This is a genomic window from Burkholderia sp. AU19243 (assembly GCF_018148075.1).
Classification (GTDB): domain Bacteria; phylum Pseudomonadota; class Gammaproteobacteria; order Burkholderiales; family Burkholderiaceae; genus Burkholderia; species Burkholderia latens_A.
Genome location: NZ_JAGSTV010000031.1, coordinates 1 through 15043, shown reverse-complemented (window position 1 = coordinate 15043; position 15043 = coordinate 1). Strand labels below are relative to the sequence as shown.

General features: G+C 57.0%; 11 protein-coding genes and 2 pseudogenes. 7 read left to right on the top strand and 6 right to left on the bottom strand.

Annotation, left to right across the window (positions count from 1 at the left end; genetic code table 11):
* Nucleotides 1-141 precede the first annotated feature (141 nt).
* The 3 genes from KDW55_RS28915 to KDW55_RS28905 all read right to left on the bottom strand — a co-directional run bounded on the left by KDW55_RS28915 (nt 142) and on the right by KDW55_RS28905 (nt 2550).
* Nucleotides 142-345, bottom strand: a complete 204-nt coding sequence (locus KDW55_RS28915; protein ID WP_212160303.1) for an AlpA family phage regulatory protein — start codon at nt 343-345, stop codon at nt 142-144.
* A gap of 89 nt (nt 346-434) precedes the next feature.
* The gene (locus KDW55_RS28910) at nt 435-1172 is read right to left on the bottom strand and encodes a hypothetical protein (RefSeq protein WP_212160305.1); all 738 of its coding nucleotides are present in this window, start codon (nt 1170-1172) and stop codon (nt 435-437) included.
* A 91-nt stretch (nt 1173-1263) separates the two neighbouring features.
* Nucleotides 1264-2550, bottom strand: a complete 1287-nt coding sequence (locus tag KDW55_RS28905) for a site-specific integrase (protein WP_212160307.1) — start codon at nt 2548-2550, stop codon at nt 1264-1266.
* A gap of 941 nt (nt 2551-3491) precedes the next feature.
* On the opposite strand from KDW55_RS28905, the gene KDW55_RS28900 reads away from it, so the two are divergent.
* From KDW55_RS28900 to KDW55_RS28870, 7 genes and pseudogenes are all read left to right on the top strand, one after another.
* Nucleotides 3492-5999 (top strand): type VI secretion system Vgr family protein, encoded by a 2508-nt coding sequence (locus KDW55_RS28900; RefSeq protein WP_212160319.1) that lies wholly within the window; start codon nt 3492-3494, stop codon nt 5997-5999.
* A gap of 51 nt (nt 6000-6050) precedes the next feature.
* Nucleotides 6051-9062 carry a lytic transglycosylase domain-containing protein gene (locus KDW55_RS28895; RefSeq protein WP_209820876.1) on the top strand — a complete coding sequence of 1004 codons (3012 nt, stop codon included), beginning with the start codon at nt 6051-6053 and terminating at the stop codon, nt 9060-9062.
* On the top strand, nt 9059-10006 hold the full coding sequence (locus KDW55_RS28890; protein ID WP_209820875.1) for a hypothetical protein: 948 nt from the start codon (nt 9059-9061) through the stop codon (nt 10004-10006). The genes KDW55_RS28895 and KDW55_RS28890 overlap by 4 nt, the downstream gene beginning before the upstream one ends.
* 10 nt (nt 10007-10016) lie before the next feature.
* Entirely contained in the window at nt 10017-10268 is a 252-nt protein-coding gene (locus KDW55_RS28885) for a PAAR domain-containing protein (protein WP_212160308.1), read from the top strand.
* A 570-nt stretch (nt 10269-10838) separates the two neighbouring features.
* Complete coding sequence (locus KDW55_RS28880; protein WP_249173874.1) at nt 10839-11159, top strand: T-complex 10 C-terminal domain-containing protein; 321 nt, start codon at nt 10839-10841, stop codon at nt 11157-11159.
* A gap of 10 nt (nt 11160-11169) precedes the next feature.
* Nucleotides 11170-11706, top strand: a complete 537-nt coding sequence (locus KDW55_RS28875) for a hypothetical protein (RefSeq protein WP_082721544.1) — start codon at nt 11170-11172, stop codon at nt 11704-11706.
* A gap of 12 nt (nt 11707-11718) precedes the next feature.
* Nucleotides 11719-11966, top strand: a pseudogene (locus KDW55_RS28870) (PAAR domain-containing protein).
* A 46-nt stretch (nt 11967-12012) separates the two neighbouring features.
* On the opposite strand, the gene KDW55_RS28865 reads toward KDW55_RS28870, so the two are convergent.
* The 3 genes and pseudogenes from KDW55_RS28865 to KDW55_RS28855 all read right to left on the bottom strand — a co-directional run.
* Nucleotides 12013-14028 (bottom strand): sodium:solute symporter family protein, encoded by a 2016-nt coding sequence (locus KDW55_RS28865; RefSeq protein ID WP_059546071.1) that lies wholly within the window; start codon nt 14026-14028, stop codon nt 12013-12015.
* Nucleotides 14029-14031: 3 nt separating this feature from the next.
* A complete protein-coding gene (locus tag KDW55_RS28860) occupies nt 14032-14376 on the bottom strand; it encodes a DUF4212 domain-containing protein (RefSeq protein ID WP_040144629.1) in 345 nt (114 codons plus the stop codon).
* An 86-nt stretch (nt 14377-14462) separates the two neighbouring features.
* A pseudogene (locus KDW55_RS28855) lies at nt 14463-15043 on the bottom strand (AMP-binding protein); the annotation flags it as partial.

The window sequence follows — 15043 nt, the reverse complement described above, 5'->3', positions numbered from 1 at the left end:
CCAATATGCCCACCGTGATCACCTCTGTATCCCCTGCTCAAAGATTGAGCAGGGCATTCAATCACGTGGGTCAAAATTCGATGAAAACTACAGCCTCAGGTGGGTCAGTTCTGCGTGGACATCAACAATGAGTTCTCCTCCTCAGGCCTTGTAGGCAAACGGGTTTTCGAGGAACTTGTCGATGTCGCCAGCGCGCCAGCCGACAGAGTTCGCGCTGATGCGGACATTCTTCGGGAAGGTCCCATGCTTCATGCGATCGTAGATCGACGAGGTCGAGAGACCGGTTTCGGCTTCGACCTGCTTACGGCGAAGAATCGCCATCGGGTTGCGAGGTTGCTCGGTCATGTCAATTCCTAGCGAATTGCTCCGGAACCGCCCGGAGCACATGACCAACCATGTCAGGGAAGGAATTGAAGCGGAATGGTGTCAGCGCTTCAAAGAGTGTGAATTCGGAACTTGGACTTCCGAGGCTTCTTGATCTTGTCGGCCTTCTGCGGTTCATTGGCCGAACCTGTCAACTCCGCAATCGCGCGCTCGAGCTCGGCTTTTTGATGTGCTGTCAGAGGCTTCAAGCGATCCGCAATTTGCTTCGCCCAGCGCGCTTGAAGAGGCACTTCCTCCCGATTCCGCATCGAATCCCAATGGCTTTTAGCTGTTCGAGAGCTGACAGACATCTGACTGGCGATGTCATTTGCGATTTCGTTCTCAGACCTGAACTGCCCCGTTTCCTGCATCTTGAGATATGCATCGATCCAAAGCTGTTCGATCTTCCACCGACGTTGCGTATCCTTGTTGTCGTTCGGCCCCCGCCCCTGATCGATCTGCAACAACAGTCGGAGCTCGCTCAGTTGATTTTTTCCGTCCGGCTGATTCTCACAGAAATCCAACAGTCCTCGAATGATTGGATCAAGCGCCTCAAGAATCTGAAGGCGTAGCAATTCGCTGAGCCGCTTATCAAATACGTTCGGAGAAAGACCATCTAGGCTCGTAAGTATCGCCTCTGCTCGTTGTCTGTCTTCCGTTTCGGTAGCCTTCCGGTGCTCGACGTACGCTCGGAATAGTTCCATTGCTCCGGGGCCGTCGGCCTTTTTCCCGCTGGTGTCAGTTCTTTTATATCGGAGAAAAGCGGCCTCGCCAGCTTGTTCATACGGTGACTTTTCATTGTGACCCATTGCGCCCTCACGCAACCACCCTCGTTTGGGAACCGCGCCGGCCGGCGAGGGAGCCGGTTTTCGGGGATCAGCCTAGGCGCGGTTTGATCGATCACGCCTGCCGCTGCAGCGGCAAGACGGTCCCTGTTTTGAATGGCCGTGAGACGAAATCGGCCCAATCGGTCATCAACTGGCGCCGGCGCTCCAGTACCTCACTGCGCCAATAGGCCATTTCGCTGGAATCACCAGGGATGTGTGCAAGCGCCACCTCTATCAGTTCCCGCGGATGATTCGTCATTTCCGTCGCCCAGTCCTTGAATGTCGATCTGAAACCATGAGGCACAACGGGTGCGTCCTTTTGCTTCGGATCTCGCCAAATCGGAGGCTCGCTGTCGCCGTTCATGCGCCTGATAACAGCCAACAAAGTCATATCACTCAGCACTTTGCCACGGGGGCTCGGAAACACGAGGCTGTTCTCGTCCGCCCTTTCGGGCTGCCGAAGTTCCCGTAGCAGATCGATGGCCGGTTGCGAGAGCGGTACCCGATGCTCCTTCTTTAACTTCATGCGCTCGGCCGGCACGCACCAGATTCCCACGTCAAGGTCGAACTCCGCCCATCGAGCACCGCGCACTTCGATCGAGCGGGAGCAGGTCAGGATTGCAAATTCCAGGCATTTCGCACCGGTCGCTTCATTCTCGCGCAGATTTTCAAGGAAGCCGCCGATCTGCTGATATGGAAGTGCCGGATGATGGCGCACGACAGTGATAGTCGACGGCTTTGCAAGCAGATGGTCGAGGTTGCCGCGCCAGAGAGCTGGATTCTCTCCAGAGCGATAGCCCTTCACGCGGGCCCAGTCGAGGATATTCTCGATCCGGCCGCGCACGCGCGACGCCGTTTCAGTCTTCATAGTCCAGATCGGATCGAGTACCTGCAGCACATGCTCGCGCGAAATGTGGCGTACCAGCATCTTGCCGAGAACCGGCTCCGCATATTGGGCGATCGTATTGCGCCATTGGTCCGCGTGCTTCGCGTTCTTCCATCCATGGGCGCGCGAAGAGATGAACTGCTTAGCCGCATCGGAGAAAGTGATTTCAGATGCTTGGGCTGCCCGAAGCGCACTTTCCGCGGCCTTACGCTCAATGACGGGATCCACGCCCGATTTGATCTTGTCACGCTCCGCTTGAGCTCGAGTGTGCGCATCCTTGAGACCTACCGCTGGGTACGGCCCCAGGCCGATCTCTCGGCGCTTATCGCCTACCGTCACCCGTAAAACCCACGATCTCGATGTCTCCGAGGATACCTGCAGGTACAGGCCGGCAACCTTCCCCACCGGATACATACCTGGCTTCTTCAATCGGGACACGGCAAGCGCGCCCAGTTCCTTCGCGATCTTCGGCATAATCTCCCACCCACCAACTTACCCACCATAAACGGGCCCTAATGGAGAATAGCACTCAGGTACGGGGAGGAAAACCAAAATCCACAACACCATATGAATAAAGGGAAATGAGGATTTCCGAGCGTTCCTTAGCGTTCCATTTATGGCGGACCCTCTCTCCGCCAGAATCAGTGCAAAAAGCCCCGCAAAATCGATCGATTTTGCGGGGCTTTTTGCAACATGCCACCCAGCATCAAGATCGGTTGTAGAGGCCCCTCCTTTCGCGAGGCCATGGCAATGTCCACGCGTCACCTCGTGTCCGTTCACCCCGCCGTCGCCCATACTTCACCCTCGAGGCGTTCAGAATCGCGCACGTGTACGGTCTGATTCGGCGGACTTTTGTCATCGGCCGACACACTCACCATGTACGCGTTATCGCAATCCCCGGAACGCGATGTTGCGGAATCCGGCGCGTGCCAATCAGGTAAATGCCGGAGTGGATCTTCCTCCAGCGTCAGCAGCCGCTTGAGTTTCGTTGCCGCGGACTGCCGCTCTTCGGCACTTCCTGGTCCCCCGATGTACTCGAGGACGGGTATTAACCGAGTGGTAAAGAATTGCTGCCTTATCCCCCAAAAACGACGGCCCGGGTCGCATACGCGAACAATTGCCCTATTGAAACGCTCGGCATATCGGTAAGCACTCAATACTGCAAAAACGGGCTTTCGACAGGTTGGAATAAATCTTCAAAGATCGTCACCACACAGTTATCTGGCTGAACTGCATTTGGTATGATCTTTCGCACATTCGACCGGACTCTCGTCCGGGAGGTGTTGCGTCTTTATGAAAGCACAATGAAATTAATTGTCAATTATTCGAAATATTCGGCTGAAATGCTTACGCAATTCCGACGTTTCGGTGTCTGCTGACGATCGGGCGAGTTTTCCATGGAACGGGGTGACCGCATGAGCGCGGAAGTATTGTTGAAGGCGCTGCGTGGCGCACACGCGCAGTTCGATCGCATCATCAAGCTCGACACGCCGCTCGGCGATGACTGGCTCGTACCACTGTACGCGCAGATTCGCGCGCGCCTCGGACGCAACTTCGAGGTAGTCGTCGATGCGTCATCCGCATTGGGCGACAAAATCAAGCTCAATGCGCTGATGCTGCAACCCGTCACGCTGTGGATTCGGCAGACCGACGGAGGCTATCTGCCGATCCATGGCTATGTGCAGCGGGCTCGCCGCCTTGGAAATGACGGAAGCGTTTCGTATTTTCAGCTTCAGTTCGCTTCGTGGCTAAGTTTCCTTAAACTCAGCAGCGATCGACGCGACTGGCAGGAAGCCAGCGGGTGGCAAATTCTCACCGACGTATTCGACAAGCATCCCCAGGCGGCGGGCAATTATGGTCAGGAGCTGCGCACTGCGATGCGCTCGTATTCGCACCGTGTGCAGTGGGAAACCGACTGGAATTTCGTGCACCGTAGTCTGGAAGAAGTCGGCGTATTTCCACGCTTTGATTTCGCGAAGGATGGCAAGTCGCACAAGGTCGTCATGATGGACGATCTGTATTTCGGGCCGTCGCTGCCGAATTCGGAGATGAAGTTCAGCCACGCGGGTACCGACGAGGATTTCGACGGGCTTACTCAGCTGAGCGAACAGCAGGACGCGCAAAGTGCGACGCTGACGCTCGGCACCGTTGACTATAAGCGGCCTGACCTCGATAAACAGGCGAGCACGCCAGCGGCTGACCTCGATGAATTACCCGGTCAGGGCGAAGAGTATCTTTATACCGGCTCACAGACATGGGCCGAGTCCGATGCTGGACAACAACAGGCCCGCATCCGCACTGAGGAATGGGCTTCGCGAGCAAAACGCTATTTCGCGATCGGCAGTCCCCGCTATGCATTGCCCGGCTACTGGTTCAAGGTGTCGGGACATCCCCTCTTCGATGCATTGCCGGAGGAGGAGCGCGAACTGTCGATCATCGCGAGCGACTGGTTGATCCAAAATAACTTGCCCGGCATAGACGCGCTCACGCGATTTCCGCGTAGCCTGCGCAGCGAGATCGAACAGGTCAAGGCCGCCGGAACTGGCACGACCGTGAGCCACCGCGATGGCGGTATCGGATTTTTTCACGTCGAGATCGAAGCGCAACGCCGCAAGACGCCGTTCCGCAGCCCGTTCGAGCACGAGAAGCCCGAAATGCACTTGCAGACGGCGATCGTCGTGACGGACAGCGACGAGGAAATTGCCACGGACGACGGCAATCGTGTGCGGGTCCGGACGTCGAACAGTCGAAAGGATCGCAATACGAAGTCCACGTCATGGATTCGCGCGGCGATGCCGGACGCCGGCGCTAGGCGCGGCGGTTATTTCCCGTTGCGCAAAGATGACCAAGTGCTTCTAGGATTCGTAAATGGCGATTGCGACCGACCGGTGATCATCTCGCGACTGCACGGTGGCGCAACGATGCCGGTGTGGCACACGCACGGCCTGCTGTCCGGCTTCCGCTCCCGCGAGTATGGTGGCGACGGCTTCAACCAGCTTGTCATGGACGACTCGAGCGGGCAGAACCGGGCTCAACTTTACTCGTCGAGCTACAGTTCTCACCTACATCTCGGCTATCTGATCGAACAGTCCGATAACACGCGCGGCTCGTTCGTTGGCAGTGGCTTCGATCTCAAATCGGAGGCGCATGGAGCGATTCGGGCGGTGCAAGGCCTGTCGATCTCGACTCACCCGGCAGCGGTACAGCCAATGAACGTGTCGGCCGCGACCGATCAGTTGGCAGCTTCGGAGGCAGTATTTGAGACGGTCTCGCAGGCGAGCGAAACGAATCGGGCCGAAAGCCTGCAGGACGGCAGCGATGCGATGAAGGCCTTTACCGAGATGACGCAGGGCAACGTTCCGGGCGTCACCAAAGGTGGCCGCACGGCTGGCGGCGGAACGGGCAATGCAAGCGGCTTTGCGAAACCGGCGTTGCTGCTGTCGAGCCCGGCAGGTGTTGGCCTATCCAGCCAGCAATCGATTCACGTGTCGGCGAATCAACAGGTCAACTTGGTTGCGGGGAAAAATGTCAATCTCGCAGCCGGGAAGTCGCTGCTCGCGAGCGTGATGAGCAAGATCAGCCTGTACGCTCAAAACCTCGGGATCAAAATCTTCGCGACCAAAGGCCCTATCGAAATTCAGGCTCAGAACGATGCGTTGACGATGCTGGCGCAGCAGGACGTCAAGATTGAGAGTGCATCGGGACGGATGATTCTGCGCGCAGAAAAGGAACTGATTCTTAATGTCGGTGGATCGTATATCAAGATCACGCCCGACATGATCGAGAACGGGACGTCGGGCCAGATTCTCGAAAAATGCGCGTCGTGGGACAAGCCCGGGGCGTCGACCATGACGTTGCGTGATCCGCTGAACGGCACGCCGATTTCGAAGCATGGTGGTTACGCGGACGATTTCTCTGGTTGATCGAGATGCCCCGTTCCCGAAGCACGATAAGGACTTACGATTTCAATTGCCATGACGGATAAGCACCCTCCAAAAAAACAACCCCCGAAGACGCCCGAGCCGGATGCCAAGCCCGCGTATACGCCTCTTGCATGGAGCTATCCATTTTCGCCTGCTGCCAAGGAAGGTGCAGCGTCCGATGCTGCAGACCCTATGACGTACATGAAGGTGCTCGCGGCTGCGGAGGATGGGTTTTATCCACTGGGAGCTAGCGGCATCTGGCACGGCGGCATTCACTTCGGGCAGAAAACAGGTGAGGCCCTGAAACAGGACGAAGGCGTACGCGCGATCGCCACGGGCGAGGTTGTCGCTTACCGACTCGACAACGAATACCCCACGCTGACCTACCAGGACCAGCGTCATGCGTTGTACTCGCGGGGCTTTGTGCTGATCCGCCATACTCTGCAATTGCCACCCACACCGAAAAAGACGGAACCAGCACCCCCGCCCGCAAATGCACCAGCCGGATCACCCGCCTCGGGGGGGAATGCAACGCCTCCGGTACCGACACCAGTTCCCGCGCCCTCCGGTCCGCCACCCGGTGAAACGCTGACGTTCTTCAGTCTGTACATGCATACGCTCGACTGGAAAACGTATAAAGCCGCGCTCGACCAGCCCAAAACGGAGAGTGCAGACGCCAAGGCGCCGCAACTCAAGCCTCTTCCGTACTGGGAAGTTGACCGCTCGTATCGAGCGTTAAAACCGAACAAACAGGACCTTCCGAAACCGAAGCCGATCGATCCGAGTGCGCCCGATGACGATTCGTCGCCGCAGCAACCAGGCCCAGATGATGCGTTGCCGGAGCCTGTATCGGGTGTGCGGGTTCGCATTACTCCGAACGCCAAGCTCCTCGGTTTGCTACCCGAGGGCACGGAACTCACAGTGAACGAGGCCGATAACGGTGGGCACAAGGGCTGGGCAAAAATCATGAAGATCATTAAAGGTGATCCGGTGGGCCCAGTCGTTGGTCAGCCGCCCGACGTGCAACTGAAGTGGGGTTACGTTTACATTTCGGAACTCGAGCCGATTCCCCAGTCTGGCCCTGTCGATAAGGTGGTCGTGCTCAAGAAGCCGTACCCCGTCAAGGCGGGAGACGTTGTTGCGCATATCGGACAATACCAGCGATACAGGGAAGCGAAACCCACTCCGCCGTTGCCCACTCGACCCTTGCTGCACCTCGAAGTTTTTGCGGGCCCAGATCTTCCAGCGTTCATCGCTAAGAGTCAGGCGCGCGCGAAGGAATTGTCGGCGGCAGATCCGAATATGGACAAGCCTTTTCTGGAAGTTTTGACAGGTGCAAAACTCGTGACGAAAGCGCCTGATCCAGATTACACCCTTGAGCAGACGGATTTGAAGCTTGTACCCGTCAGCGATCCGAAATCGCGATGGGTCAAGGTACAACCCAAGACAGTAAAAATTCCCGCCGTGCAACCGGAGCCTGCTGCTCCGGCTGACAAGGGGAAGAAGCACAAGGCAAAGCCAGCGAAGAAACCTGAGCCAATCGAGACGCCGACCGGTATCCCGTTCTGGATCGACAGCACCCTAGGTCTTGTCAATCAAATGACGAAGGGGCCTGTCAAGGGCTGGAAAGACTTTCCGCTAAAGGTTAGCCAAGCAGACGGGCCCCCAACGGACTTCCGGGTCATGTTTCGGGTGGTCGATCTCGACAAGCAGGGACCGCAAAGCTTGGCACGAGAAGACAAGGACGCGAGCGGAAAAACGAAACGCTGGTGGAATGTGACGGTCGGCACGAAAGACGGTGGCGCCCGTCAAGGCTGGGTGTGTGAACGGGACCATCCCAAAGTGCAGCTGTGTAGCCAGTGGGACTGGCCGGGGTTTGAGCTCGTCGACAACAGTTCGACCACGATGGTCGATATGTTCAAGCGTTACCTGTTCGTCGCTGAACTGGCCATGGGAGAGGATCAGGATAACTTCAAGCCGAGTGCCGATGCATTGGCTACCAGTGAGCTCATCCAGAAGCTCGAAAAAGCCATTGATGTCAATCACGACGGCAAGGTTACTGCCGCGGAATTGGCGGATGCGCAGAAGACGCCATGGTTAGCCGAAGCAATTTCGCACATAGTCGTGAAAAGTGAGAGCGAATGGGGCGGCAACATGGGGAAGTGGGAGGACATCACGCCCTATATGAAGCTCGTGCCGTGGAAATGGCTGAACGAGATGGAGCGGATCAGAAAACTGCAGTGGTGGGAGGATGTTCAGGGGATTGACGCGAAGATTCTGCCGAAAGAGCCAAAGCCGTGGCATTTTCATCCGATTGGGCTGATTGGAAATTTCTCGGCATCAGGCTCCTGCAATTGCATAAACGTGGATGAGTTTTGCAAGCGATATGCGGATCAACATCCGACTGAATTTGGCTGGTTCGAAGGCAAGAAACATGTGACGTTGCCACCGATGAATCCCCAGTCGGTCAAGAGCTTGCATGATCTTGTGACCGAAATGATGAAGCAATACCCGGTCCATTTCAAGGAATGCAAAACAGAGTACCTTGCGTATATGCTGGCAACAGCTCGAATTGAGTCGTACGACTGGCATACTCAGCATTTCTTCTCCCCGATATGCGAAGGAATTTCATATGATGAGGCGGAGACAAATTACGGAGTTGGCCCTCATGCAACAGAAGCACATAAAAAACGGGCTATAGCCAACGGAAACACAGAGGCTGGAGATGGGTATAAATATCGGGGGCGCGGACTGGTTCAACTTACGTGGAAAATTGGATACAAGAAATTTAAAGAAATAGCTGGTGCCGATATTGTTGCAAATCCAGATTTGGTCTTGGATTTACCTGTCGCGGTTAGAATTATGATGATTGGAATGAGGGATGGATTGTTTAGAGGCGGGAACTCGCTATCAACTCACCTCGATGGAGCAAAGCCTGACTATTATCATGCTCGCTACATTATTAATGGCGATAGTCCGGCGGGGTCAGGTCATCCGGACAAAGCTGAGCAGTTTCAGTTTTATGCAGAGAAATTTGAGAAGCTCATCAGGGAAACGAAATGATTGCTAAGTTTAGCTTTGGAACATACCTCGCATTTGCATTTGCATCAACTGCAATGGCGGGCAGCTATCAGATTCCTGGCCTGGAAGTTTGCGATGCGAATTCATCTGGGAAGCACTGCGGCCTCCAATTGGATAGCAGTGGTTATCTCGTGGATAGCGCTAGCGGTACACATTTGTCTTCTGATCCCGATTTCAAGGGAGTCGTGAGTGATGCTACGCTCTATCAAAGTAAGACAAGTCTGGCTTTGGAATACAGCGATTCTTCATCGTCAAAAAACTGGACCGTCCTGATCTTCTCCTACAAGAATGGCGAGTTGCATGCTAAGAATTACATATCGCTCTCGAAGATGACGTTAGTGAATGGTGAACGATGGGGCGGGCAAAGTTGCCGAGGGGATGTGGTCTTGACCAGAGGGAAAACCATTTTGTCGAGCGCCTTTAAGGGCCTGTGCAATGGGAATGTGAATAATGATTCGCCGACTCCGACCAACACAGAAGCAATCAGATTTGCAAGCCAAGCAGGGCTTGTTGTAACAGTGCCAGCATACGATGCTGATACGAGAGTTTGGTCGACAGCAACGTACGCATTCCCTTCCAACAGCATGCCCGACGCAAGCGCATTACTCTGCCTTTCTGGTTGCAAGACTGACCCAGTGCATCAGCGTTTAGGTGGGTGGATTGGAAAGGATTTTTGGATAGATGCATCCTTGCCCAAAAGTGAGACTGGCACGGTCGACGGCAGCTACATCTATCTGAATAAAAAGGCACCAATTTCCATTAAAGGGACAGTAACGAATGGAAGTATGAACTTGACAGAATATTCGAGCTCAGGAAACGTGCCTGTCGCGACATTCACCGGAAAAAAGTTTGATAGCGCATATGTTGGAACCTGGGCATCAAATAACAAAAAATACAAATTCCTCCTGGGAACGATACTTTATTGATTATCCCGCCATGATTGATCTTATCCGCATCGGCGACGACACGGACCATGGCGGCAAGGTCGAAACGGGCTCTGCGACCATGCGTTTCGATGGTCGCTATGTCGCCCGCAAGGGTGATCGCGTGTCGTGCCCCCAACATCCCGATGTCTCCCCTAACCTCATCGAGGAAGGCGACCCATCGATGACGGATAGTGGTATTCCGATCGCTCGTCACGGCCACCGCGCCACGTGCGGCTGTCACCTAATTTCAAGTCTCGTTTGAGTCTGAGGTCGAGCAGGTAGCGCCGTGTCGACACCATCATCGGTCATGCCTAGTGCCCCACACTTTTGCCGGACCGGGGTGTTGGGTAACACATGGTTTGTTATTGGTATCGAGCGCTGTTTTTATGGCAACCGGCAACGATCGCCTCTCGAAAATTCGTGACTACCTCGCCACGGCGGGATTCACGCTGATGGCCCGTGAGTGGCGCGACGTATCGAGTCAGTACCGGTTCCGTTGCGAGAGCGGTCACGCTTCTTCGCAGTCGGGGGCTAGTCTTTTGCGCCTAGTCCGGGGGACGCGGGGCTTGCTGCGATGCCGTCAATGCTGGATCGAGCAGACGATGACTCGAATCCACGAAACCGCTGGCTCGGCTGGAGGCCAGTGCCTGAGTAAGCGGTATCGTGGAAAAAGCGCACACTGCCGCTTCGTCTGTGCTGCAGGCCATAAGTATGAGGCCACAGCCGCCTCGGTCTTGGCCGATCATTGGTGTGCAAAGTGCTCCAATTTCAGCGCCCGGTTTGAGCGGTAATAAAGGCATCAACCTATATTTCGCGATGCAAAGTACCTGGAATGGCCGTTATGCAGGAGCGGATGTTTCGCGACTTTCTGTTTAACAAGGCTGGCGGCGGTCGACTGGCTGCATTTGTAAAACATGGGAAAGGAACTATCGATGATGCCGTGTTTTCCGCATCCCAAGAGTGGGCATCAATCGCCGTCCCCAAAGGATATCCGACAAACAAGGTAATAAAACACCCAGATGGAACGAAAGAGAAACTCCTGTCAGATGGAACGCTGACATACTTTCAAAATGAAGGTGCAGCCAATAAAGCCAGCATGGTGTCCACAGGTAAATTACGGGAAATTCTTGAAGAAATTCAGAATTCAAGATAAGGCAATTGACATGAGAAAAATATTTATTTTTGCATTTTTATCCGCCCTCACAATTTTTTCATTTGCAATATTTGCCAAGCAGCCGAAGGCGAATATCGAAAGCAATCACCCGTACACCGAGGTGAAAATTGCTTACACCACGTCAGATTTGACAAAATGCTCATTTCAGTACAGCCCCGTCGATTTCTGCGATGACAAACACATCGCCACATATAACAACGCACTTAAAACACAAGCACCGAATTTCAATGAACACTACATCCTTTTACCCTATCCCGAATTCACTAATTATCACCAAAGATCAGTTGTCGCGATCGATACTCGAACTGGAATAGTGTATCCACTCCCGATCGATGCGTTTTCCGGATTCATGCGAGGCCGACGCATCGCAAAAGACGAAGGGAAAATCAGCTACTCCATTGGCAGCAACAAAGTATGCATTACTGGCGCGATCCTGGTCTACAGGTCGTTTGAAGAAGGAAATTTCTGCTTCGAATTGGTTGGCGATAAATTCGTAGGACATCACACCGAATATATGTACCCTTAAGCGGGGCTTCCAATGATGAATCTAATCCGCGTCGGAGACGACACCGACCACGGAGGCAAGGTCGAAACGGGTTCCACAACGATGCGCTTTGACGGCCGCTACGTCGCGCGCAAGGGTGATTGCGTGTCGTGCCCGCAGCATCCTGACGTGTCGCCCAACCTCATCGAGGAAGGCGACACGTCGATGATGATGGCGTCCCGATCGCGCGGCACGGTCATCGCGCAACGTGTGGCTGTCTTCTGATTTCGAGTCTCACTTGAGCGAGACAACGAGTTTTTCCACTGCCATGCCGACGCGCGGCCGGCCTCACGGATGCCGAATGTAATCCACCAACGCCCGCGTATACTCATCCGGCTCGCGATCCAGGAGACTCACGACGATCGCCACCACGAACCCCGCCGGCACGCCGAACACGCCTGAACTGATCGGCTCGATCCCGAACCACGTCCGCCCGGCGAACCCCGTAAGTTGTGTGAAATACGGATACGTCGACACGATGTAATACACACAAACGGCGAGCCCCGTCAGCATCCCGGCGATCGCACCGCGCGTCGTCGTGCGTTTCCAGAACACGCCCAGCACGAGCACCGGAAAGAAGCTGGATGCCGCAAGCGAGAACGCTGCGCCGACGAGAAACAAAATCTTCCCGGTATTGAGCGACGCCACATACGACGCGAACAGCGCAACCCCGAGCAGCAGCACCTTCGAGATCGTCACGCGACGCTGGCTCGACGCGTCCGGCGCGACCATGCAGTAATAGACATCGTGCGACAACGCATTCGCGATCGTCAGCAGCAACCCGTCCGCGGTCGACAGCGCGGCCGCGAGCGCCCCCGCCGCGATCAAGCCGGACACGACATACGGCAAGCCTGCGATCTCCGGCGCGGCCAGCACGACCATATCGGGCTGCATCTGTATTTCCGACCAGTGGACGATGCCGTCGCGAATCACCTCGACGACGCTGATCAGATCGGGCTCGAAGTGATGCCACTGCGTGACCCACGCGGGCAGCTCGGCGATCGGCCGCCCGACGAGGTTCGTGAGAATCTCGTACTTGATCATCACCGCCAGCACCGGCACGCTCAGATAGAACAGCGCGATGAAGAACAACGTCCAGCCGACCGAACGCCGCGCGGACGCTACCGACGTCGTCGTGTTGTAGCGCGTGAGAATGTGCGGCAGGCTCGCGGTGCCGAGCGACAGGCAAAGCAGCAACGCGAGAAAATTCCGCTCGCGCGGCTTGCGCGCGTCGTCGTTCGCGGCGGGAAACGGTTCATGCATCGGCACGGGCGGTTCCGCCCGCGCAAGCAGATCGTCGCGTGCCTGGGTCCACGCGACGCGCGCCGCCGTCGGATCGCGCGGAAAGTCGGCGAGCTCGCGCTCGCGCTGATTGATCTCGCGCAGCGGTCCGTTGTGGCGCCGCAGGTCCGCGAGCTGCTCGACGAGTTGCTGGCGTGCGTTCGCATACGAGCCCGGCAGACGATCGAGTTGCGTCTGAATGATCGCGGCCTGCCGCCGATACGCAGCCCTCACCTGCTGTTCCTCGGCTGCGTCGCGCACCTGCGCCTCGCGCGCGGCCACGCGCTCCATCAGCTTGCCGTAATTGAACTGCGGCACCGGACCGAGCCCGTTCTTCATCGCAATCAGCGACACAGGTATCAGGATCGCGCTGATCAGGATGATGTACTGCGCGACCTGCGTCCACGTGACCGCGCGCATCCCGCCGAGAAACGAGCACACCAGAATGCCGGCGAGTCCGCAGAAGATGCCGATCGCGAAGTCGACGCCGATGAAGCGCGTCGCGATCAGGCCGATCCCCTGGATCTGCGCGACCAGGTAGACGAACGAGCACAGGATCGCCGCACCGGCCGCGAGCGCGCGCACGGCGGTGCTCGAAAACCGCGTGCCAAGAAAATCGGGAATCGTGTAGCGCGCGAGCTTGCGCACGTAAGGCGCAAGCAGGAACGCAACGAGACAGAACCCGCCGGTCCATCCCATCACGTACGCGAGCGCATCGTAGCCGGTTGCGTAGAGCGAGCCGGCGAGACCGATGAACGATGCCGCGGACAACCAGTCGGCCGCCGTCGCCATGCCGTTGAACGCTGACGGCACGCGCCTACCGGCCACGTAGTACTCGACAAGGTCGGACGTGCGCGACAGCAGTCCGATCACCGCATACACGGCGATCGGCACGAACAGGAACACGTAGCCGATCCATACGCCGGAGCCGGTCGCGCGCTCGATCCGCCACAGTAGCAGCACGAACCCGAGAAAGCCCAGCGTATAGAGCGCGTACGCGCGAATCAGCCGATGCGTCAGCATGGATCAGCGCGCATGGTGTGCGTCGGCCGCCTGCGCCGCATGGTCGTCGTACGCGCGCCGCAGCGTGCGGTCCGCACGCTGCATCAGCCCGATGTACACGACAATCAGCACGAGATACACGAGAATCGCGCCCTGCGCGCCGACATAGAACGGCAGGCTGAAGCCCGCAAAGCGGATGCCCGCGAGCGCGGGTGCAAAAAACGGTACGACGAACGACACGGAAAAGCCGATCGCCATCAGCACCACGATCAGCACGACATTGAAGCGCCAATAGCGCGCGTGAGCACGCGCGAGCGGTTCGGGTACGGGCGGCGGCGCGACAGGCGCCGGACGGGACGGAACAGTCATGCCGTTATTTAGCAAAAAGCCCCTGCGCGGGCAATCGGTGATTGCCGCGCAGGGGCTCGTGCGCGCAATGCGCGCAACCGGCGTGCTCAGCGCACTTCGGCCAGCTGCTCGAGGATCGCCGGGTTCTCGAGCGTGGAGGTGTCCTGCGTGATGGCTTCGCCCTTCGCGAGCGAGCGCAACAGGCGCCGCATGATCTTGCCCGAGCGCGTCTTCGGCAGGTTGTCGCCGAACCGGATGTCCTTCGGTTTTGCGATCGGCCCGATCTGCTTGCCGACCCAGTCGCGCAATGCCTTCGCGAGCGCCGCCGCCTCGTCGCCTTCCGGGCGCGAACGCTTGAGCACGACGAACGCGACCACCGCTTCGCCGGTGGTGTCGTCCGGGCGGCCGACCACCGCCGCTTCCGCGACCAGCTCGTGCGACACCAGCGCCGACTCGATCTCCATCGTGCCGAGCCGATGGCCCGACACGTTGAGCACGTCGTCGATGCGCCCCATGATCGTGAAGTAGCCGGTGTCCTTGTCGCGCACCGTGCCGTCGCCTGCCAGATACAGCCGCCCGCCCAGTTCCTCCGGGTAGTAGCTCTTTCTGAAGCGCTCCGGGTCGCCCCAGATCGTGCGGATCATCGACGGCCACGGACGCTTGACGACCAGAATCCCGCCTTGCCCGT